At 62.0% G+C, this 21382-nt stretch carries 21 protein-coding genes; 10 read left to right on the plus strand and 11 right to left on the minus strand.

Annotation, left to right across the window (positions count from 1 at the left end):
- Positions 1-24: 24 nt before the first annotated feature.
- The 3 genes from kdgD to QMO82_RS11355 form a co-directional block, all read right to left on the minus strand.
- On the minus strand, positions 25-951 hold the full coding sequence (gene kdgD / locus QMO82_RS11345) for a 5-dehydro-4-deoxyglucarate dehydratase (RefSeq protein WP_183607400.1): 927 nt from the start codon (positions 949-951) through the stop codon (positions 25-27).
- A gap of 32 nt (positions 952-983) precedes the next feature.
- A complete protein-coding gene (locus tag QMO82_RS11350) occupies positions 984-1958 on the minus strand; it encodes a mannonate dehydratase (protein ID WP_183607399.1) in 975 nt (324 codons plus the stop codon).
- A gap of 65 nt (positions 1959-2023) precedes the next feature.
- Complete coding sequence (locus QMO82_RS11355) at positions 2024-2734, minus strand: FadR/GntR family transcriptional regulator (protein ID WP_183607398.1); 711 nt, start codon at positions 2732-2734, stop codon at positions 2024-2026.
- Between the two features lie 130 nt (positions 2735-2864).
- Here QMO82_RS11355 and QMO82_RS11360 point away from each other — a divergent pair, with 130 nt between their 5' ends.
- From QMO82_RS11360 to QMO82_RS11380, 5 genes are read left to right on the plus strand one after another with little or no spacing between them, the layout of a single operon-like run.
- Complete coding sequence (locus QMO82_RS11360) at positions 2865-4460, plus strand: ABC transporter substrate-binding protein (RefSeq protein ID WP_183607397.1); 1596 nt, start codon at positions 2865-2867, stop codon at positions 4458-4460.
- Positions 4461-4481: 21 nt separating this feature from the next.
- The gene (locus QMO82_RS11365) at positions 4482-5510 is read left to right on the plus strand and encodes an ABC transporter permease (protein ID WP_183607396.1); all 1029 of its coding nucleotides are present in this window, start codon (positions 4482-4484) and stop codon (positions 5508-5510) included.
- A complete protein-coding gene (locus tag QMO82_RS11370; RefSeq protein ID WP_183607395.1) occupies positions 5507-6409 on the plus strand; it encodes an ABC transporter permease in 903 nt (300 codons plus the stop codon). Before QMO82_RS11365 ends, QMO82_RS11370 begins: the two co-directional genes overlap by 4 nt.
- Entirely contained in the window at positions 6396-7241 is an 846-nt protein-coding gene (locus QMO82_RS11375; RefSeq protein WP_183607394.1) for an ABC transporter ATP-binding protein, read from the plus strand. The genes QMO82_RS11370 and QMO82_RS11375 overlap by 14 nt, the downstream gene beginning before the upstream one ends.
- Positions 7238-7981 (plus strand): ABC transporter ATP-binding protein, encoded by a 744-nt coding sequence (locus tag QMO82_RS11380; RefSeq protein ID WP_183607393.1) that lies wholly within the window; start codon positions 7238-7240, stop codon positions 7979-7981. Before QMO82_RS11375 ends, QMO82_RS11380 begins: the two co-directional genes overlap by 4 nt.
- Positions 7982-8005: 24 nt before the next feature.
- On the opposite strand, the gene QMO82_RS11385 is transcribed toward QMO82_RS11380, so the two are convergent.
- Positions 8006-9061 (minus strand): LacI family DNA-binding transcriptional regulator, encoded by a 1056-nt coding sequence (locus tag QMO82_RS11385; RefSeq protein ID WP_183607392.1) that lies wholly within the window; start codon positions 9059-9061, stop codon positions 8006-8008.
- A gap of 247 nt (positions 9062-9308) precedes the next feature.
- Between QMO82_RS11385 and QMO82_RS11390 the strand changes: the two genes are divergently transcribed.
- The 5 genes from QMO82_RS11390 to QMO82_RS11410 all read left to right on the plus strand — a co-directional run bounded on the left by QMO82_RS11390 (position 9309) and on the right by QMO82_RS11410 (position 16360).
- Positions 9309-11831 (plus strand): hypothetical protein, encoded by a 2523-nt coding sequence (locus tag QMO82_RS11390; RefSeq protein ID WP_183607391.1) that lies wholly within the window; start codon positions 9309-9311, stop codon positions 11829-11831.
- A 65-nt stretch (positions 11832-11896) separates the two neighbouring features.
- Positions 11897-13156, plus strand: a complete 1260-nt coding sequence (locus tag QMO82_RS11395) for an ABC transporter substrate-binding protein (protein ID WP_183607390.1) — start codon at positions 11897-11899, stop codon at positions 13154-13156.
- A gap of 11 nt (positions 13157-13167) precedes the next feature.
- Positions 13168-14205, plus strand: a complete 1038-nt coding sequence (locus tag QMO82_RS11400; protein ID WP_183607389.1) for a carbohydrate ABC transporter permease — start codon at positions 13168-13170, stop codon at positions 14203-14205.
- The gene (locus tag QMO82_RS11405) at positions 14202-15251 is read left to right on the plus strand and encodes a carbohydrate ABC transporter permease (RefSeq protein ID WP_183607388.1); all 1050 of its coding nucleotides are present in this window, start codon (positions 14202-14204) and stop codon (positions 15249-15251) included. The genes QMO82_RS11400 and QMO82_RS11405 overlap by 4 nt, the downstream gene beginning before the upstream one ends.
- A 29-nt stretch (positions 15252-15280) precedes the next feature.
- The gene (locus QMO82_RS11410; protein ID WP_183607387.1) at positions 15281-16360 is read left to right on the plus strand and encodes an ABC transporter ATP-binding protein; all 1080 of its coding nucleotides are present in this window, start codon (positions 15281-15283) and stop codon (positions 16358-16360) included.
- 30 nt (positions 16361-16390) lie between these two features.
- Here QMO82_RS11410 and QMO82_RS11415 read toward each other — a convergent pair whose 3' ends face one another.
- From QMO82_RS11415 to QMO82_RS11445, 7 genes are all read right to left on the minus strand, one after another.
- Entirely contained in the window at positions 16391-16855 is a 465-nt protein-coding gene (locus QMO82_RS11415) for a DUF411 domain-containing protein (protein ID WP_183607386.1), read from the minus strand.
- 55 nt (positions 16856-16910) lie between these two features.
- Positions 16911-17198 carry a copper-binding protein gene (locus QMO82_RS11420; RefSeq protein ID WP_183607385.1) on the minus strand — a complete coding sequence of 96 codons (288 nt, stop codon included), beginning with the start codon at positions 17196-17198 and terminating at the stop codon, positions 16911-16913.
- A 23-nt stretch (positions 17199-17221) separates the two neighbouring features.
- Positions 17222-17701, minus strand: coding sequence for a plastocyanin/azurin family copper-binding protein (locus QMO82_RS11425; protein WP_183607384.1), 480 nt, complete (start codon positions 17699-17701; stop codon positions 17222-17224).
- Positions 17702-17733: 32 nt separating this feature from the next.
- Positions 17734-19080 (minus strand): multicopper oxidase family protein, encoded by a 1347-nt coding sequence (locus QMO82_RS11430; RefSeq protein ID WP_183607383.1) that lies wholly within the window; start codon positions 19078-19080, stop codon positions 17734-17736.
- A 13-nt stretch (positions 19081-19093) separates the two neighbouring features.
- Positions 19094-20560, minus strand: a complete 1467-nt coding sequence (locus QMO82_RS11435; protein ID WP_183607382.1) for a TolC family protein — start codon at positions 20558-20560, stop codon at positions 19094-19096.
- Complete coding sequence (locus QMO82_RS11440; RefSeq protein WP_246718269.1) at positions 20557-20784, minus strand: hypothetical protein; 228 nt, start codon at positions 20782-20784, stop codon at positions 20557-20559. Before QMO82_RS11440 ends, QMO82_RS11435 begins: the two co-directional genes overlap by 4 nt.
- Positions 20785-20877: 93 nt before the next feature.
- On the minus strand, positions 20878-21291 hold the full coding sequence (locus QMO82_RS11445; RefSeq protein ID WP_183607381.1) for a hypothetical protein: 414 nt from the start codon (positions 21289-21291) through the stop codon (positions 20878-20880).
- Positions 21292-21382 lie beyond the last annotated feature (91 nt).

Here is a 21382-nt window from a genome sequence, read left to right on the forward strand (position 1 = left end):
CCGGCGGCCTACTGCGGCGATATATTATTCCGCCGCGATCCGTGTGACGCCGTTTGCCTGGACGATCTTTTCCAGCAGCGCGAGCTCGTCCTGGGTAAGATCCGTCAGAGGCGGGCGCACGGGGCCTGGGTTTTGCCCGAGGACACGAAGCCCGGCCTTGATGATCGAGACGGCATATCCCTTCTTGCGGTTGCGCAAGGCGACGAAGGGGAAGAAGAAGCCCTTGAGGATCTCGTCGACGGTCGCCTGATCGCCGCTGCGCAAGGCGCCATAAAAGCGCTGGGCCAGCGCAGGGACGAAGTTGAAGACGGCCGAGGAGTAGGTCGTCACGCCGGCAGCAAAATAGGCCTGGGCATAGACTTCATGGGTCGGCATGCCGCCGACATAGACCAGACGGTCGCCGAGCAACGTGGTGATCTCGATCACCTTGTCGACATCGCCGACGCCGTCCTTGAAGCCGATCAGGTTCGGGCATTCCTCCGCCAGGCGCGCAATGCTTTCGGCGGAAAGAATGGCGTTGTCGCGATTATAGACGATGACGCCGACGCCGACCGATTGGCAGACCGCCTTGACGTGGGCGATCAGGCCGGCCTGCTCGGCAAACATCAGATAGGGCGGCAGCAGCAATAGTCCGTCCGCGCCGGCCTTCTCGGCCGCCTGTGCGATCTCGACGGCAAGCGATGTGCCGTAGCCGGTTCCCGAGATGATCGGCGTCTTGCCGGCCGACGCCTTGGCGGCCCGGACGACCTGCGGAATCTCGGCAGGATTGAGGGAGAAAAACTCCCCGGTGCCGCCGGCGGCAAACAGTGCGGCGGCGTCATAACCGGCAAGCCACTCGACATGGCGGCGGTACTTCGCTTCGTCGAATTTGAGCTGATCGTCGAAATGCGTGACCGGAAACGAGAGGAGACCACTACCAACGGCCTTCTTCAGTTCAATCGGGTTCATCATGAAGTCCTATTCTTTGCGTGTTGAAGACCGTGTCAGGCGCTTTCCAGCACCTGCAGAAGGGCGGCGATATAGCCGTAGCAGAAGGCAAATGCGGTGGCGGTTGGATCCTTGCCGCTGACGGTCGGCACGTGGTCGGGCATCAGCATGTATTTGAAGCCCACCTCCTTGTAGATTCTGGCCGAGCGGACCATGTCCATGTCGCCTTCCTCGGGGAAGGTCTCCATGAAGGAAAGCTTGCCGCCGCGAATGTTGCGGAAGTGAACATTGAAGATCTTGCCGCGCTCGCCGAACCAGCGAATGACATCGTCGATCTCCTTGCCGGGATTTTCGAGCATTTCGCCGATCGAGCCCTGGCAGAAATTGAGGCCGTGATAGGGGTTTTCGCGCATCAGCACGAATTTCTTCAGGCCTTCCACGGTGCCGAGCACCCGCGTGACGCCGCGATAGCCGGGCGGCGTATAGGGATCGTGCGGATGGCAGGCGAGCCTGACGCGGTTGCTTGCGGCGACCGGAACGACGCGCTCGAGGAAATAGTCGATCCGTTCCCAATTTTCGTCTTCGGAGAGCACGCCGGCCAGACCGGGCTCGGCCCGCTGATCCGTCTTGTCCCAGCGGAAGCTGGCATTCATCGATCCGCCGCGCCCCGGTTCATCCGGCGTGCGGGGAATGCCGATCAGATTGAGATTATATTTGACGGCCGGAATGCCGGCCGCCGCCGCATTCTCGATCAGCTTGCAGACGGCGTCGATCTGCTGGTCGCGCTCGGGCCCGGCGAGCAGGATATCGGGATAGGAAGCCTTCTCGATCGGCTGCGAGGGCAGGGGCAACTGGATCATGTCGAGGATCAGGCCGAAGCTTTCGACCTTGTCGCGATGGCGCTCGAGGTCGGAAAGCGTCCAACTGCTCGGTTTTCCCGGCGGGTCGGCGTTGATATGCTTCACACCCAGTTGCGCGAAGATACGATAATCGTCGTCATCCCGCGCCGCGACCTGTGTTCCCAGATACATTTGAGTCTCTTTCCAAATCCAACAATGTCATATGACATAATATGAATTTTGGAAGGTGTCGAGCCCTACTGCTGCTCGGCGAGCATGCGGTAACGCCGTTGGCTGGCCATCATATGCGCCCGCATCGCCTGGCGGGCGCGTTCCGGATCCTGGTCGGCGATCGCCGACAGGATTTCCACATGTTCGGCATAGACCTTTTGCAGATAATCCCGGTCATTGGCCTCAGGCAGCGTCGGAAACTGGCCGCGGGGGATGGCTCGGGGGCCGAAATGGCGGAGAACATCGACATAGAATCGGTTGTTCGTGGCGGCGGCAATCGCCATGTGAAAAGCGTAATCCGCCTCCACCGTCTGCTGTCCGGTCTCGATGAGCTGTGCCATTCTGCGGTTGGCTTCGCGGATCGCCGCCTCCTGCTCGGCGGTGCGGCGATAGGCGGCAATCGCCGCCGCTTCACCTTCGGCCGCCATGCGAAACTCCAGCAATTCCAGGGTTTCCGGGATGCTTTTGATTTCCACCGGCGTCAGCGACAGGTCGGAATGAACCTTCGGGTCGGCGACAAAGACGCCTTTGCCCTGGATCGGTTTGACGAAGCCCGCCGACCGCAGATCGGCAATTGCCTCGCGCACCACGGTGCGGCTGACGCCGAAGGTGGCTTCCAACTGCGGCTCGGTCGGCAGCTGGTCGCCGACACGCAGCTTCCCCGTTTCGATTTGCGCCCGCAGCTGATCGATGACCTGCTGTGCCAGTCTTTGCCGGCCGCGGCTGAGTGTCGTCATGTCCGTTCCCCATCCCTCTGCATCACGTCTTCCGTTCGGCTCTTGCAAATCATATTCGATCTCGTTAAATCATAATACGACATACGGACGACATAATATGTCTCTTATAGTAATCCAGGGAGGAGTTACAATGAAGCATTTTTCTAAGGGCTTATTCGTCGGCGCGGTCATGGGCGCCCTGACGGTCGCAGCGCCGCAGCTGCAAGCTGCGACACCGCAGGACCAGCTGGTTGTGGGCACATCGCTGGCGCAGGTTTTGTCGCTGGATCCGCAGCAGGCGACCGAAGGCAAAGCGGTCGAGATCATGTCGAACCTTTACGACCGGCTGGTCGCCAGTACGGCGGATGGCAAGATCCTTCCGCAGCTGGCGGAAAGCTGGAAAATTGACGACAAGGGCATCACATTCACGCTGCGCAAGGCCAATTTCGCCTCCGGCAATCCGGTCACCTCGAAGGACGTGGTCTATTCGCTGGCCCGGCTCCTGAAGATGGATCAGGCTGCCGCCGCCAACCTCAAGCGCGTCGGCTACGACAAGAACAATGTCGAAAAGCTTGTCACGGCGGTGGACGATCAGACGGTGCGGATCGATCTCTCCGACCAGGTGACGGCAGAGCTTCTGCTCTACCGGCTGACGACGACCACCACCAGCGTGGTCGACAGCGTCGAGGTCGAGAAACACGCCGTCGACAATGACTATGGAAACGCCTGGATGCGGACGCATTCGGCCGGCTCCGGTCCGTTCACCCTCAATCGCTGGTCTCCGAACGAGCTTGTCATTCTCGATGCCAACAAAGACTATATGACCGGCGCGCCGAAGATGAAGCGCGTCATCGTCCGCCATGTGCCGGAAAGCCAGGTCGAGCGGCTGATGCTCGAGCGCGGCGATATCGATATTGCCAGCGCGCTGACGGCATCCGATCTCGCGACGTTCAAGGACAAGCAAGGCTTTGCCATCCAGCGTATTCCGACGGGCGGTTTCTACGTGCTGTCGATGAATGTCGGCAACCAGTACCTCTCCAACCCGAAGGTCCGCGAGGCCATCGCCTACGGCATCGATTACAAGGGCATCGAAAAGACCATCATGGGTCCTTACGGCCGGGCGAGAAACGTTCCCGTTCCGGAGAATTTCGAATATGCCATCCCGAACCCCGATTGGCATCTCGACGTCGAAAAGTCCAAGCAGCTGTTGAGCGAGGCCGGCTTCAAGGACGGCTTCTCGTTGACGCTGAAGACCATTGCGCAGACGCCGCGTATCGATCTTGCCACCGCCATCCAGGCATCGCTTGCTCAGGTCGGCATCAAGATCGACATCCAGCAGGGCAACGGCTCGGAAATCATTGCCGCCCATCGCGCCAGGGATTTCGATCTGCTGATCCCCCAGACCAGCGCCTACATGCCGAACGTGCTCGGCTCGATGGAGCAGTTTTCCTCCAATCCCGATAACTCGAAGGAAGCCAACAATGCCGGCAACTTCGTCTGGCGCTCGGCCTGGGACATTCCCGAACTGACGGCCCTGACGGCGAAAGCATCGATGGAGCCGGACGCCAAGAAGCGCGGCGAACTCTACGTCCAGATGCAGAAAATGTTCGTGGATCAGAAGCCGGCCGTGCTGCCGCTGTTCGAGCGCTTTGAGCCGATCGTCCTCAACAGCAAGGTGCAGGGATATATCGGGCATCCGTCTCAGCTGACGCGTCTCGAGAGCGTGACCAAGGTAGAAACCCAGTAAGACTCCCAGGGCAAGCCGATCATGAAGGAACTCTCCGTAGCCGAATTTGGCCGACGCCTGGCGCATTTGCTGGTCAGCCTGTTCATCCTCCTCTGTGTAACCTTCGTGATCGGCCGCATCTTGCCCAACGATCCGGTCGGCGCGATTGTCGGCGAGCTCGCCGATCCCGCCGCCTATGCGGCGATGCGGGCGCGTCTCGGCCTCGACCTGCCGATCTACCAGCAGTTTTTCCTCTATCTGAACGGGCTGGCGCATGGTGATTTCGGCACGGCCGTCCTCACCGGCAATCCCGTCTCTTCGGACCTTGCCCAGGCGTTTCCGGCAACATTCGAACTCGCGACGCTGGCGGTGATCATTTCGACCTTCGTCGGTGTCCCGCTCGGGCTTGTCGCGGCCCTCTTTCGCGACAGCTTCATCGACAAGACGGCGCGGGTGGTGGCGCTCGTCGGCCATTCGATCCCGGTCTTCTGGTTCGGCATCGTCGGGCTGGTCATCTTCTATGCCGGCCTCAATTGGGTCGGCGGCCCGGGCAGGATCGATGTCTTCTACGAAGGCCTCGTCACGCCGAGAACCGGCCTCTTGCTGGTCGACAGCCTGTTGCAGGGCGAGACGGAAATCTTCTGGAATGCGCTCGGCCATATCATTCTGCCGGCCGTCATCCTCGCATATGCTGCGATGGCCTACATCACCCGCATGACACGCAGCTTCACCCTGGAGCAGTTGAGCCAGGATTATGTCATTGCGGCCCGAGCCAAGGGTGTAAGCCCGCTCGGCACGATCTGGCACCACGTCCTGCCGAACATTGCGGTGCAACTGATCACCATCCTTGCCATTTCCTATGGCGGTCTGCTCGAAGGCGCTGTCGTGACCGAGATCGTTTTCTCCTGGCCGGGCATTGGCCAGTACATGACGAACGCGCTGATGATCGGTGACATGAACGCCATCGTCGCCGGCACTATCATTGTGGGATTCATTTTCATGTTGTTGAACTTCCTGGCCGACGTCGCTTACGCCGTCTTTGATCCGCGCATGCGGGAGGCGGCCCGATGAGCGATGTCATCCGCAGCGAGATTCATATCCGCCCTCCAAGTGTGTCGACCCGTATCGCGGCGTCGTTTGCGCGCGCCGGCCGCAAATTGGCGGCCGAGCCGCTTGGTCTTGGAGGTTTCGTCATCCTCGGTCTGCTTTGCTTGATCGCGATCTTCGCGCCGCTGCTGGCGCCCTACGATCCGGCCATACAGGCGCTTGGCGATGCCCTGCAGCCACCGAGCCTCGCGCATCTGGCAGGCACGGACGAATTCGGCCGGGATATCTTGAGCCGCCTCATCTTCGGCACGCGCATCACCATCCAGACCGTGCTGTCGATCTCCTTGATCGTCGGCCCGATCGGCCTGTTGATCGGCGTTGTTGCCGGCTTCTTCGGCGGGCGCACCGATGCGCTGCTGATGCGCGCCACCGATATCGTTCTGTCCTTCCCGTCGCTGATCCTGGCTCTGGCTTTTGCTGCGGCACTCGGCGCCGGCTTGACCACGGCAATCATCGCGATTTCGCTGACCGCATGGCCGCCGATTGCCCGGCTCGCGCGCGCCGAGGCGCTTGTCGTCAGAAACGCCGACTATGTGGTCGCCGCCCGCCTTTATGGCGCCTCGCCGATGCGCATTCTTCTCCTCTATATCGCGCCGATGTGCGTCCCATCCGTCATCGTTCGCCTGACGCTCAACATGGCGGGTATCATCCTGACGGCAGCTTCGCTTGGCTTCCTCGGTCTTGGCGCTCAGCCGCCGGCGCCGGAATGGGGCGCGATGATCTCCAGCGGCCGCAAATTCATGCTGGATTATTGGTGGGTTGCCGTCATGCCGGGTATCGCCATCCTCCTCACCAGCCTTGCCTTCAACATCGCCGGAGATGCTCTGCGCGACATTCTGGATCCTCGCCATGCAAGATCATGATCTGCAGCCCGTTCTTTCCGTCGAAGGATTGAGTGTCCGTTTCGGGCGAGGCGCCGTGCCTGCCGTCTCCAATGTCAGTTTCGACGTCGGGCGCGAACGCGTCGGCATCGTCGGAGAATCCGGTTCCGGCAAATCGACGACCGGTCGCGCCATCATGCGTCTGCTGCCGCCGGCGGCGGTCGTCACCGCCGAACGTCTGGATCTCGGCGGCGATCCGCTGCTGTTAAAGAGCGAGCGGCAGATGGGCGCGCTTCGCGGCAAGGATATCGCTTTGATCATGCAGGATCCGCGTTATTCGCTGAATCCGGTGCTGTCGATCGGCAAGCAGATCGCCGAAGCCGCTCGCCTTCACCTCGGTCTTGGCAAGAGCCAGGCCTTTGACGCGGCCCGCGCCATGCTGGAGCGCGTGCGCATCAGCGATCCGGACCGGGTCATGGCGCTTTATCCCCACCAGATATCGGGCGGCATGGGCCAGCGCGTGATGATCGCCATGATGTTGCTGGCGCGGCCGAAGCTCGTCATCGCCGACGAGCCGACCTCGGCGCTCGATGTCAGCGTTCGCAAGGACGTGCTGCTGCTGCTCGATGAACTGGTGCGCGAGAACAATTCCGGACTGCTGTTGATCAGCCACGACATTCGCATGGTGGCAGCCTTTTGCGAGCGCATCATCGTCATGTATGCCGGCCGGATCGTTGAGACCCTTACCCGTCTCGAGGACGCCCGCCATCCCTATACTTGCGGGCTGATCGCTGCGCTGCCCGACCCCAGGAATCCGGTTCGCCGGCTTGCGGTTCTCGACAGGACGAAACTCGATCTGGAGACGGTGCAATGATCAATGTGCGTGACCTCGATGTCGTCTTTGCCTCCGGCAAATCAAGCAACCATGTCGTCAGGGGCATCAGTTTTCAGGTTGGCCAGGGGGAGACGCTCGGCATTGTCGGTGAATCCGGATGTGGCAAATCGACGGTGCTGCGGTGTCTCGCCGGCATGGAGGCCGGCTGGACCGGCCAGATCGAGCTTGGCGCCAAACCGATCGGCAAGAAGCGCTCCCGCGAAGAGCTGAAATTCGCTCAGATGGTGTTTCAGGACCCATACGGATCCCTGCATCCGCGCCATCGTATCGGCACCGCCTTGGCCGAGCCGCTGCGCGCCATGCGCCATTCGGATATCTGGTCGAAGGTCGAGAGGGCGTTGATCCAGGTGGGTTTGCCGGCGAGTTTCGCAAACCGTTTTCCGCATGAGCTTTCCGGCGGCCAGCGGCAGAGGGTGGCAATCGCCCGGGCCCTGATCCTGTCGCCGCCCATCCTGTTGCTCGACGAGCCGACATCGGCGCTCGATGTCTCGGTCCAGGCCGAAATCCTCAACCTGCTTGCCGATCAGCGCGAGGAAAAGGGCCTGACCTATCTCCTTGTCAGCCACGACCTCGCGGTCATCGCCCATATGTGCGACCGGGTGCTGATCATGAAGAATGGTTGCTTCGTCGACGAACTCACCAGAGCGGATCTGCAGGCCGGCACCACCCATGATGCCTATGCGCGAGAACTGTTTGAGGCGAGCTTTATCGAGGCTTGATATCGTCGAACGTGTGGTGTGGGTTCAGCGCCCCTCCGTCACGGCATGGACGCGCCTGACAGCCGCCACGCTGCCCCTTTCGACGAGATGGCAGGCAAGCTCGACCCGCCGCCGTGGGGCCGCAAGACCGAGCATCATGTCGCGCAGCAGATCGAGCGCGGTGGCGCCGAGCTCGCGCATCGGAATATGCACCGTCGAGAGCGGCGGATTGAGAAAGGCCGATTGCGGCAGGTCGTCTATGCCCATAACTGAGATGTCCTGCGGTACTGCATAACCCATCGCCTGCAATCCGCGCACTGCGCCATTGGCAAGGCTGTCGCCCGCCGTCAGGATGGCGGTGAAGGTGAGGCCTTTTTCGCGGATAACACGGGTGACGGCTTCTGCGCCGAGTTCCGGTAGCCAGTCGTCGACCTCGAGCACCAGATCGGCGTCGGCCGTCAGCCCATGATGCTGCAGGGCATCGCGCCAGCCCTCCAGGCGCCGCTCGATCGTTCGCCGTCCCGGCCTCAGCATGAACAGGATGCGTTGATGCCCGGCCTTGATCAGCCGCTCTGCGGCAATGAAGGCGGCCGAGCGGTTGCAGGGCGTCACACTCGAAAGCCGCATATAGGGATCGTCGCTGTTGACCAGAACGACAGGCTTTCCGAGGCTGGCGGCCGCCGCCAGCATATCCTCATCGTCAACGGTCAGGATCAGCATGCCGCCGAAACTCGGATCGTCCCGCATCTCGGCGACGACGCGGGCTTCATCACCCTTGTCGGCGACGGGGCGCATTGCCACCTCGATGCCGAGGGCGGCCGCGCGCGCATTCAATCCTTCGAGCACGTAGAGGGTGAACTGGTTGCGGACATAGTCGATCATTGCCGCGCCGGAGGCGACGAGCATGACCTTCTTGCCAGCAACGCTTGCCGGCAGGGCGTAGCTGACCGCACTTGCCGTTTCCAGCACCAGCTTGCGAATCTCCGGCCTGACGCCCTTTTCGCCGGCCAGCGCACGCGACACCGTGCTGATCGAGACGCCGCATCGGGTGGCAATGTCGTCGAGCCGCGTGCGCCTGCCTTTTTTCTCTTCCGCCGCCATGCCATCTCCTCGCTCCCAACTACTATGCAAAAATCTTTCAGATTGCGCAAATGGAATGCCTATGCACAATTGTTGCCTGAGGAGTCCGCGACAAGCGGCAGAGCAGGGAGGCTTTGAAGATGCGGCTTGAGGGCCAGTCCATGCGTCGGCGTTTTACCCGGCGTCTCAAGGATCGAGCATGATGCCGAAAAGTGTGAGCGGTTTTCGGACGACATCATGCTCTAGCTGTTCCAGGGCGGGCTGAAATATGACCACTGAGCAGCAATCCCATCTCCGCCGCGCAACGGCGAAGGATAGCCCGATCGTCTACTGGCAGCTCGCCCATCTGTGGCAGGAGCGCTACGACGTCGCCGACCGCCCGATGGACGGCAGCATGGATCCGTTGTTCTTCGTCACCAAGACGAAGAACTTCATCCCGCATGAATATCCCTGCCGCACCGAATTCAAAAAATCCTTCTCCGGCCGGCGGCCGCAGCCGGCAACCGAATTCGAAGCCATCCGCTGGTGGCTTCCCTTTGCTTCCCCGCGTGTCGATCTCTCCGGATTCTGGTTTCGCCCGACGCGTATCGGCTGCTGGGCGCGCACCTTCCTCGATGCCCGTTCAGTGGGGCCTGCGACGCTGCGCCTGTCGACCTGCGGCGGCGCGATCCTCTTCGTCAATGGCCGTGAGCAGGGTTTCATGGCGCCTTACCAGCGCAATCTCGAAGCCGAGCAGCTGTTTGAGGTCGAGCTTACGGCCGGTCTCAACGAGATCCGCGTCTATTTCGACGATCTCGCCGAGCGCGACGCGCGCTTCTATTTCCAGCTGGATTATGTCGAAGGACCGGAAGTTGAAGCTGCCGTGCCCGTTCCCATCGCCGCCGGCGATGCGGATGAGCTGGAGGTCATCCTCGAAGGCATGCGCTTCGACCGCACCGCCTATCTCGGCGAAGACGTGGCGATCTTCTTCCCCGTGCCGCTGCCGGTGGCGCTGAACTGTCATGTTGAGATCGAAGGCGACTTCATGTCGAGCGAACGCTTCGACTATGATTTCGAGCTGGAAGCGGGAGCAACCAAGCTGGAACTCGGCACCTCGGCGGATATGCCCGCCGATTTCCGCCATTTCCGGATCACCTTCAAAACAGGCGAGCTTTCGCTCGGTCGCACGCTCGGCGTCGAGATCTGTCATCCCCAACGCCAGGGGGAAGCGCCCGCCGCCCTGGAGGACCGCGTCGCCGAGGCGCTGGCCGAGGTCGCCTCCCATTCCGAGCCCGATACGGTCTGTGCTTTCGCGCGTCTTGCGCTGGGGCAGGGCGGCGAGGACACCGAGGCGATGATCTCGGCGATGCTTCCCGTCATCGAGGATTGCCACGACTGCGCCGATTTCGTGCTGGTGCCGCTGCTCTTTGCCTATACGCGCTGGAGCGATCTGCTGTCACCTGAGCTGCGCGACAGGATCGAGCACGCCGTCCTCAATTACCGCTACTGGATGGATGAGCCCGGCAACGACGTTCAGTGGTATTTTTCCGAAAACCACGCTCTTCTCTTCCATACGGCCGCCTATCTCGGCGGCAGGCTTTTCCCCGATGCCGTCTTTGTCCGCTCCGGCCGCACCGGCGCCGAGCAGATGCAGGTCGGCGAAGAGCGTGTCCGCGCCTGGCTTGATCATTTCGAGCGCTGGGAAATGGCCGAGTGGAATTCCGTTCCTTATTTCCCGATCGACCTCAAGGGGCTGACGGCGCTGGCCGCCTGCGCGCCGGATGAGACGATCCGCAACCGGGCAAGCGCCAGCATCGTCCGCCTGATGGAGATCGTCGCCCGCTCGGCCCATCATGGCATGATGACCGGCAGCCAGGGTCGCTCCTATGAACATACGCTGCGTCCCGGCCGCTCGGTCGAACTCTCCGCCATTGCCCGGCTGCTCTGGGGCCGCGGCTGGTACGGCCGGCGTGTCCACGCTTTACCACAGCTTGCCGTCTGCATTCGCGATCATGGCCTACGTTTTCCAGAAGCGCTTGCGGCGATTGCGGCGCACCAGTCCGACGACGCGCAGGAATGGACCTTTTCCCAGGGCGAAAACCGTTTCGCCGCCCTCTATCACTATAAGACCCGTGACACCGCGCTCGGCACCATCGCCCATTATCGACCCGGCGCCTGGGGCTATCAGGAGACGGTGCTGCATCTGCGCTTGGGCGACCGGCCGGAAGCGCAGATCTGGATCAATCATCCCGGCGAGACCATACAATTCGGATATGGCCGGCCGAGCTTCTGGGGCGGCTGCGGAACGCTGCCGCGCGTGCATCAGTATCGCGATCTGGCGATCCTCGATTTCGAGATCCATGAGGGCCAGCCGGATTTCACCCATGCCTGGTTCCCGCTCGAGGCCTTCGACGACACGGTGGTCGACGGCAATCTGGCGCTCGCCCGCTCCGGCAACGGCATTGCGATGCTGATCGGCAACGGCGCACTGGAGCCGGTGAAACAAGGCCCGACGACGGATATCGAGCTGCGACTGGCCGGCCGCAAGGGCCGCTGGATCGTCCGTCTCTCCGATATCGGGCGCGAGGGTGGCCTTGACGGCATGCAGGCGCGTTTCGCCACGCTTTCGGCCCGCCGCGACGAAGAGGGCGCACTGATCGTCGTCGATCCGGATTATGGCCGGGTCGTCTTCGAAGAGGACGGCACCGTGCGCGCCGAAGGCCGCATTCTTCGCCCGACGGACTGGTCGGTGCGGGGAGACGCGGTACATCTGAAGATACCGGGCAGGCAGCCTCGGCGCGCGGCCTCGTAGACGACATGTCCGGCAGGTGGAGGACCGGCCGGACGCAGGAATTGATCGGTCAAGTGGAGGAGAAAATGACCAGAATGAAATCGATCGGCGCGGCTTTTGCTGCAATTCTCTTGAGTTCCGTTGCCGCCCATGCCGGCGACGTGCGCATCATGTGGTATTCCGACGGCGGCGAAGGCGCTGTCGTCAAGGATCTGCTGGCGCGCTTCTCCAAGGCCAATCCTGACATCAACGTCATCCTCGACGAGGTCTCCTACGACGTCGTCAAGGAACAACTGCCGGTGCAGCTTGAAGCCGGGCAGGGGCCGGATATCGCCCGCGTCACCAATCTGAAGGCGCAGGCACAGCATTGGCTCGATCTTCGCCCGCTCCTGGCCGATGCGAAATATTGGGACGATAATTTCGGTGCCCAGGCCGACTGGATGCGTCCCGACGGCTCGAACGCCATCACCGGCTTCATGACCCAGTTGACGCTGACCGGCGGCTTCGTCAACAAGACGCTGTTCGAACAGGCCGGCGTCGAGATCCCCGGCCCGAAGGCCACCTGGGACGACTGGGCGGCGGCAGCCAGGAAGGTCGCCGACAGCCAGAAGGTCTTCGCCATGGCGATCGACCGCTCCGGCCACCGCGTCTCCGGCCCGAATATTTCCTACGGCGCCAACTATATCGCCGCCGACGGCAAGCCGGCGCCGATCGATCAGGGCGCCAAGGAGTTCCTCAGCCGCTTCGTCAAGTGGAATGAGGATGGCACCGTCAACAAGGATGTCTGGGTGAGTGCCGCCGGCACCACCTACCGCTCCGCCGCCGAAGACTTCATCAATGGCGGCCTCGCCTATCTCTACTCCGGCAGCTGGCAGATCTCGGGCTTTGCCCAGAAGATCGGCGACAGTTTCGACTGGGTGATGGCGGGAAGCCCCTGCGGCACGGTTGCCTGCACCGGCATGCAGGGCGGCGCCGGTCTGGTGGCCGTCAAATACACCAAAAACCCGAAGGACGTCGCCAAGGTGATGGATTACCTGGCAGGTGCCGATGTGCAGAAGGAGTTCGCCGAGCGCAGCCTGTTCATTCCGGCGCATAAGGGCGTGGCCGCCGGCCAGATGGACTTCAAGACCGACAATCCGCATGTGCAGGCGGCGCTGAAGGCCTTCGTCGAATCGGCCGGCCAGACGGCGGCACCGGCGATGAAGCTGCCGGGCTGGAAGTGGTCCGACGCCTATTACAGCGCCATCGTCGCCCGCATCAGCCAGGTGATCGCCGGCGAAATGAAGCTCGACGATGCCTATGCCCGCATCGACGAGGACATCAAGGCCAAGGTTGGCGGCAACTGACGGACGAACGCATGGCGGAGAAGACGGTTTATTCCGAACCACCTGTCAAAACCGGCCTGCGGCAGGCGCTCTCGGCGCCTGTCCGGCTCCTCATGGGGCTGGTCGATATTCCCATGCGCGGTTGGCAGAAGCTGACCGGGCTGAACGGCATGGCGGGCGTCTTCCTGGCGCCGAACATGCTGATCTTTTCCGTCTTCGTGCTGCTGCCGCTGGTCATCAACTTCCTCTATTCGACGACGAGCGGCAGCGCCATCTTCCTGCAGAACAGGACCTATGTCGGCGCCGATCAGTACCGCATCCTCTTCGATTGCGGCTCTTATCTCGATCCTTCGACTTGCGCTGCCGACACCTTCTGGGCGGCCGTGCGCAACACCGCCGTCTTCGTCGTCTTCCAGGTCACAGTCATGCTGATCGCAGCGCTCGCAACGGCGCTGATCCTCAACCGCGAGCTTTCCAATCGCGGCTTCTGGCGCGCTGTCTTCTTCTTCCCGGTGCTGCTGTCGCCTGTTGTCGTCGGCCTGATCTGGAAATGGATCCTCCAGCGTGAAGGCCTGCTGAACTACGCGTTGAGCCCCTTCGGTTTTGAGCCCTTCTCCTGGCTCAGCGATCGTTTCTGGGCCTTCTTCTTCGCCGTCTTCGTTTCGGTCTGGGCGCATATGGGCTTTTACGCGCTGATCCTGCTCGCCGGCCTGCAGGCGATCCCCAAGGATCTCTACGAGGCGGCGGCGATGGACAAGGCGAGCCCCACCCGCATCTTCCGGCGCATCACCCTGCCGCTGCTGATGCCGAACCTCATCGTCGTCCTGGTCCTCGCGCTGATCCGTGCCGTGCAGATCTTCGACGAGGTCTTCGTGCTCACCGGCGGCGGGCCGGGCACCAGCACCATGTATATCACCCAGTATATTTACGAGACCGGCTTTGCCAGTTCGCTGCGCAACCCGGGGCTTGCCTCGGCCGCCTCGATCCTGATGGGCATCGTGCTCGTCATCCTGACGCTGGTCCAGCTTGGGGTCAGCAGCCGCAACGAGAAGAAGGGAGCACGCCAATGAGCGCTGTCGGCACCTTCCTGCTTCGCCGCCGCGGCCGTGGCTGGCATTGGACGGATGTGGTCACCTGGATCTGGCTGATCTCGGGCGTGATCCTGATGTTCGGCCCGGCCGTCTGGCTGGTCTTCTCCTCCTTCAAGACGCCGGCGGCCCTTGCCGAGTTCCCGCCGTCCGTCCTGCCCTATGTCACCGAACAGGCAGTGGTGCCGGGATACGACAAGCCGTTGCAGCTCTATAATGTCGCAATGCCGGATGGCAGCGCGCGTGTGCTCGCCGAAGTCCGCCGCATCGGCATCATGGGCCAGATGGTCGATCCGAAACAGCCGGGCGAAATCGTCAAGGTCAACATCAAGGACCGCACGCCGGTGCGCAAGGTGGAATTCGCCGGCGGCAATTACACCGAACCGTTCCAGCGCTTCGATTTCTTCCTGTTCCTGCGCAACTCCGTTTTCGTGACCGTCGTGGCGACTGTCATCACGCTGCTCGTCAATTCCATGGCCGCCTTCGCGCTGTCGAAATACCAGTTCCCCGGCCGCACCGCCGTCATGCTGATGATCCTGGCGACGCTGATGGTGCCGCTCTCGGTCATCGTCGTGCCGCTCTATTCCGTCATCGGCACGCTGAACCTGTTCGACAGCCTCTGGGGCGTCATCCTGCCGACGGTCGCCACCCCCACGGGCGTCTTCCTGCTCCGCCAATACATGCTGACCATCCCCGACGAATTGCTCGACGCCGCGCGCATGGACAAGGCCAGCGAATGGCAGATCTACTGGCGCATCATCCTGCCGCTGTCGGCGCCGGCGCTGGCGGTCCTGGCGATCTTTTCGGTCGTCTGGCGCTGGAACGACTTCCTCTGGCCGCTGATCGTGCTCTCGCGCAAGGAACTCTACACGCTGCAGGTCGGCCTCAACGTCTATGCCGGCGAGCTCAATGTGCAATGGCACTACATCCTCGCGATGACCGTTGTCTCGATGATCCCCGTCGTGCTGATCTTCGTCTTCCTGCAGCGCTTCATCACCACAGGCATCGCCGGCTCTGGCCTGAAATAGACCAGCTGACAATACAAACAGGAGAGTGCATGAGCGGGCTCGAGCTCAGGAACATCGTTAAGAATTTCGGCGCCGTCGAGGTCATCCGCGATGTCTCGCTTGAGGTCAATGACGGCGAGTTCGTCGCTTTCGTCGGCCCGTCCGGCTGCGGGAAATCGACGCTGCTGCGGCTGATCGCCGGCCTCGATAAGCCCACCGGCGGCAGCATCGCCATCGACGGCAAGGATGTCACCGGGATCGGCGCCGCCGATCGGGGCCTGGCCATGGTCTTCCAGTCCTACGCGCTGTATCCGCATATGAGCGTGCGCGAGAATCTCGCCTTCGGTTTGGAGAACACCAAGGTGGCAAAGGCCGAGATCGAAGCGCGCATCGCTGACGCCGCCCGCATGCTCGAGATCGAGCCTTTCCTGCAGCGCCGTCCGGGCCAGCTCTCCGGCGGCCAGCGCCAGCGCGTCGCCATCGGCCGAGCCATCGTGCGGCGGCCGGATGCCTTCCTGCTCGACGAGCCGCTGTCCAATCTCGACGCCGAACTCAGGGTCAGCATGCGCGCCGAACTCGCCGCCCTCCACGCCCGTCTCAAGGCGACGATGATCTATGTCACTCATGACCAGGTCGAGGCGATGACGCTTGCCAACCGCATCGTCGTGCTGAGAGGCGGCAGGATCGAGCAGGTGGGAACGCCGCTGGAACTCTACAACAAGCCGGCCAACCGCTTCGTCGCCGGTTTCATCGGCGCGCCGCATATGAATTTCCTGGAAGGCGCCATCGTCGGCCACGACGCCGGTTTCACGCAAGTCGAAACAGTCGGCGGCCAGCGGCTTTCCGTTGTTGCCCGGGAGGCGCATCCGATCGGCGAGAGAGTCAGCATCGGCATCCGGCCGCAACATATCACCCTTGCCGACGCGGGTTCAGCGGGCAGGCTGGATACCCGTGTTACCCTTGTCGAGGAACTGGGCTCGGAGACCGTCGTCCACGCCGACGCAGGCGGGAAGAAACTGATTGCCGTCTTTGCCGGCCAGCAGCGGTTGAAATCCGGCGACAGCCTACCGCTGCATCTCGATCCCGAGGTCCTGCACCTCTTCGGCGAGGAGGGACGGCGTCTGTCTTAAGCGGCGGCTCGCGCTTGATTGATCCAGGCGTCAAGCCTTCCGAGGACGAACCTCCATAAACACGTATGGCGCGCCGGTTCCCGAGGGGATCGCATAGACGTCATAGACCGTGGCCGGATCGACACCCATTCCCAATGAGCCGGACGGCATCCCCGGCACGGCCAGTCCTCGGACCGGCGGCCGCTCTCGGAGCAGGCGCTGCACGGCATCGAGCGGAATATGCCCCTCAAGGTAGTATTCCTCCACGACAGCGCTATGGCATCCTTCCATTTCGGCAGGAACGCGAAGCCGTGCCTTGACTGCGGCAAGGTCGTCGGTGTTGCGGAGATCGACGGAATAACCTGCCTCTGCCATTGCTTTCGCCCATTCGTGGCAACAGCCGCAATTCGGGTCCTTGTAGACAGTCATTTCTGCCGGAGCCGTGGCACGGGCCTTTCCGCTCAACAACACCAGGGCAGAGCCCGCCATTGCAATGAAACTTCTTCTTCCGTGCATCGTCTGCGCTCCTCGATGTCCTGCCGCCCGGATCGACCCGGGCGGCAGGAGGTGGCTATTTTACATTGGTGACGGTCAGCTTGCCATTCACACGCTCGGCAACGAACTCGACATTCGCGCCTTCTTTCAGTTTCTCGATCAAAGCCAGGTCTTCGACGCGGAAGACCATCGTCATCGCAGGCATGTCGAGGTTCTTCAGGTCCTCATGCTTGATGGTGACCTTCCTTGCCTTTGTGTCGACCTTGTTGACGACACCCTTGGTGAATTCCTCGGCGAATGCGCCGAAGGCTGCGCTGGCGCAGAGCAGGGTGGCGAGGCCGATTTTGATCATTGCAGTTTTCATGCGTGTAGCTCCTTTGTTGCAGATTATTTGCCGGCGACGGTGACGTCGCCATGCATGCCGGCTTCGTAGTGACCGGGGATCAGGCAGGCGAACTTGAACTCGCCGTCGGTGGTGAACTTCCAGACGATCTCGCCGGATTGGCCAGCCGGAAGACGGATGGAGTTGGGGTCGGCATGTTCCATTTCCGGGAACTTCTCCATGACCTTCTTGTGCTCCAGGATCTTGTCTTCCTGATCGAGCACGAATTCGTGGTCGACGGTTCCGGCATTCTTGATCGCGATCTTGACCGTCTGCCCTTTTCGGACGTTGAAGAGCGCAGGGGTAAACAGCATCTTTCCGTCGTCGGTTTCCGTCATCGTGACGCGGATGGTCTGTGTCGCCTTGGCCTTGTCGCCGGGTTCTCCGACAGTCATCTTCTCGCCGTGGCCACCGGCATGATTGCCGGAGGCAAGTGCTGGCGACGCGAGTGCTGCGAGGGCCAGTGCCATGAGATAATTCTTCATCCGTCATTCCTTTTCGATGTTGAGATTGGACCTCAGCCGTTTGTCGGCTTTGGCGTGATTTGCGTTTTCGCGTCTTTGGCCTTGGTCGCGTCCGGAAGTTCTCCGGTCCATTCCCAGGCCTGCGTTCCGGGCGGGTTTTCGTACCAGCCGGGATCTGAGTAATCGTCCGCCGAGATCCCCTCGCGGACTTTCACGACCGAGAACATGCCGCCCATTTCGATCGGACCATGCGGCCCCCAGCCGGTCATCATCGGAACGGTGTTCTCGGGGATGGGCATTTCCATTTCGCCCATGTCGGCCATGCCCTTGGTACCCATGGGCATGTATTCCGGCTGCAGCTTCCTGATCTTTTCGGCGACCTTCGACTTGTCCGCGCCGATGAAGGTTGGAATGTCATGACCCATGGCGTTCATCGTGTGGTGCGACTTGTGGCAGTGGATCGCCCAGTCGCCGAGATATTTGGCGTCGAACTCGTAGGCACGCATCGCGCCGACGGGGATGTCGATGCTGACCTCCGGCCACCGCGCTTCCGGCCGCACCCAGCCGCCGTCGGTGCAGGTCACTTCGAAATCGTAGCCATGCATGTGGACCGGATGGTTGGTCATCGTCAGGTTGCCGACCCGGACGCGCACCCGGTCATTCCTGGACACGACGAGAGGGCTGATGTCCGGGAACACGCGGCTGTTCCAGCACCACATGTTGAAGTCGGTCATCTCCATGATCCGCGGCACGTAGGAGCCGGGGTCGATGTCGTAGGCGTTGAGCAGGAAGACGAAGTCTCGGTCGACGCGCATGAACTTGGGATCTTTCGGATGGATCACGAAGAAACCCATCATGCCCATCGCCATCTGCACCATCTCGTCGGAATGCGGGTGGTACATGAAGGTGCCGGATTTCACGAGGTCGAACTCGTAGACATAGGTCTTGCCGACTGGAATATGCGGCTGCGTCAGGCCGCCGACGCCGTCCATGCCCGACGGCAGGATCATGCCGTGCCAGTGGATCGTCGTGTGCTCGGGCAGCTTGTTGGTGACGAAGATGCGGACGCGATCTCCCTCGACAGCCTCGATCGTCGGCCCCGGTGACTGTCCGTTGTAGCCCCACAGATAGGCGGTCATGCCGTCTGCCATCTCGCGTTCGACCGGTTCGGCGACGAGGTGGAATTCCTTGACGCCGTTGTTCATCCGATGCGGCAAGGTCCAGCCGTTGAGGGTGACCACCGGCTGATAGTCCGGACCGGAGCTAGGGTGGAGTGGCGGCTGCATGTCCGCCGATTCCATCGTCGGAGCGTCGGGCAGACCCATCGCCGACGTCTTCGTCCAGGCGGCTGTGGCAAGCAGAGCAGCGCTGGCTCCAAAAAGTTGTCGTCTGTTGAACATGGTGTGTCCTTTCTCAATGACCGCCGCCAGCGCTGCTTTCGGAAGCAGCGGCGACCTCGGTCTCTGCCGAGGCCTTCGTCGCGCCGCCGCCGTAGATCGCAGGCGCCAGATCGGCTTCGGCGAGCCAGAAATCTCGCTTCGCGTTGACGGAAAGCAGGGTGGAGTTGATCTTGTCGCGGGTGTCCGCCAGCAGCTCGAAGGTGTTCGAGATCATGCCGTTGTAGGTCAGCAGGGATTCCTCCTCGACCTTGGTGCGCAGCGGCACGACGTTGTTGCGGTAGTGCCGCGCGATATCGTAGTGCGAGCGGTAAGCCTCGTAGGTGGAGCGTGCTTCCGAGCGGACGTTGACGGCTTTCTCTGCCAAGAGGTTCGCCGCCCGCATATAGGCCAGCTCGGACTTGCGCATCCGGGCCTTGCCGGTGTCGAAGATCGGGATGGCGAACTCAAGCTCGACCTGCGCAGTGGTTCGCGTCTTCGTCTCGTCGTCCTCGATTTCCCGCTCCGTTTCGAAACCGGTCAGGATCTCGAGGTCGGTCACATAGCGCGTCGCCTCGGTGAGGCCGTAGGATCTGGCCGTGGCCTCAAGGTCGAGCTTGGCGATCTGCAGGTCGATGCGGCTCCTGAGAGCCTCGGCCTCGATGGTATCACGTCTGACAACGGACTTGGGGAGCGGCGGCAGGCTGTTCGGAACCTGGTAGTCCAGATCGGAGCCCCAGAGGCCCATCAGCCGCGTCAACTCCTCCTTGGCAAGACGGGCGGACAAGCGGGCCTTCGCCGTTTCCCCGGCGAGTTCGGCGACGAAGACATGTTCACGGGCCTGGGCGCCCTTGGCCATTGCGCCTGTCTCGCCGAGTTTCTCGGCGAGTTCGGAGGCCGCATCGGCAGTCGCCTGGGCGTGCTGGAGCTGCCCGACATTCTCCCATGAGGCGACCGCACCGATCCAGGCGCGCCGGGTGTCAGCGGCGACCTGAAGCGTCTTCACCGCCGCGATCAATTGCGCCTGCCGGAAGCGGGTGTCGGCGATCGCCATGTCCCTGTTCTTCGTGGCGAGCGCCAGGATGTTCGTCGTGATCATCCCTTCGATCGTTTTGAACGCCTGCAGTTCCGGAGTTCCGATCCCGGTCGTGCCGATGGAGACGGTCGGGTTGATGAACATCGTCGACTGCCAGGCGTCGGCGGCGCTGTCGCCAAGATCGGCATAGGCGGCCTGGAGGCCCTTGTTGTTGAGCAGCGCGATCTGGACGGCCGTCTCGACGTCGAGAGGCTTCGTCCGAGCAAGCAGGTCTTTGACCTGCGCGGCCGCCGATCGGGCCTGGTTCTGGTTCTGGATCCAGACGGTCTCTTTCGCCGTGACAATGGCGGTTTTATTGGCAACGGCGGTGAAGCCCGCCCCTTTGCGGGAATAGTCGGCGCCTGTAACGCAGCCGCTCAAGGCGAGCGGAAATGCCAGCGCCGCGATCAGTCTTGTGGTGCCGATCATGAGCCGCCTCCGTTCATGGGAGACTGCAGATCGTTCTGTCTGCGCCAGGGTTTGGGATCGACCGGCTGGCGGGCGACGTAACCTGTGATTGGCGACCTGTATGCCGCCGGAAGCGCGGACGGCTGAACGACCGCGGTGGGTAACGCCACCACGTCGGGAGGAAGCGTGGATGCGCAGCCACCGGCAACAAGCGGCAGCCCCACCACGAAAAACGAGGGTTTCATTATGAAATATCCGAATAGGAGATAGCCTACAGGGCGCTCGCCCAGAAGCAGGCAAGCGTCCGACTAGACCCGATCAAGCGGGTGCCTCTCTCTTCAGATATTCGGGGGACGGTTGAGGGGCGGCAGTTCGCCAAGGGTCGTGCGGTCGTCGATGAACTGCCGGATCGAGGTTACGACAGGTCCGCCGACATCCTGGCCTTCACAAATAATACCGAGCCCGCCACAGAAATCCTTACAGCATTCTTGCTTGACGGGCTTCGATACGCCATCTGCGTCATCGCTGGCCTCGCCTTGGGAATGGTCATGGACAGCCATCTTGGTCATGTCATGGCCATCGTGATGCTGCGCGGCATCGGTTTCGGACACGACCGCTGCCATTTCGGGGAAGGAGGAGCCGTGCATGGCGGCGCTGGCGTTCGACAGCGAGTACCCCGCCAGTGATACGATGATCACCAGCCGCATCATCACGAGCAGCCTGCTCATTGCGATTCGGTACATCTTGCCCATGCTCCTCGAACTACATGCAAAGCAGCTCGATTTCAATTGCAACTCACCTGTCGTCGATGTTCGAGTCCTTTATGTGGCACGAACATCATCC

The organism is Rhizobium sp. BT04, from assembly GCF_030053135.1.
In the GTDB taxonomy this organism is placed as follows: domain Bacteria; phylum Pseudomonadota; class Alphaproteobacteria; order Rhizobiales; family Rhizobiaceae; genus Rhizobium; species Rhizobium binxianense.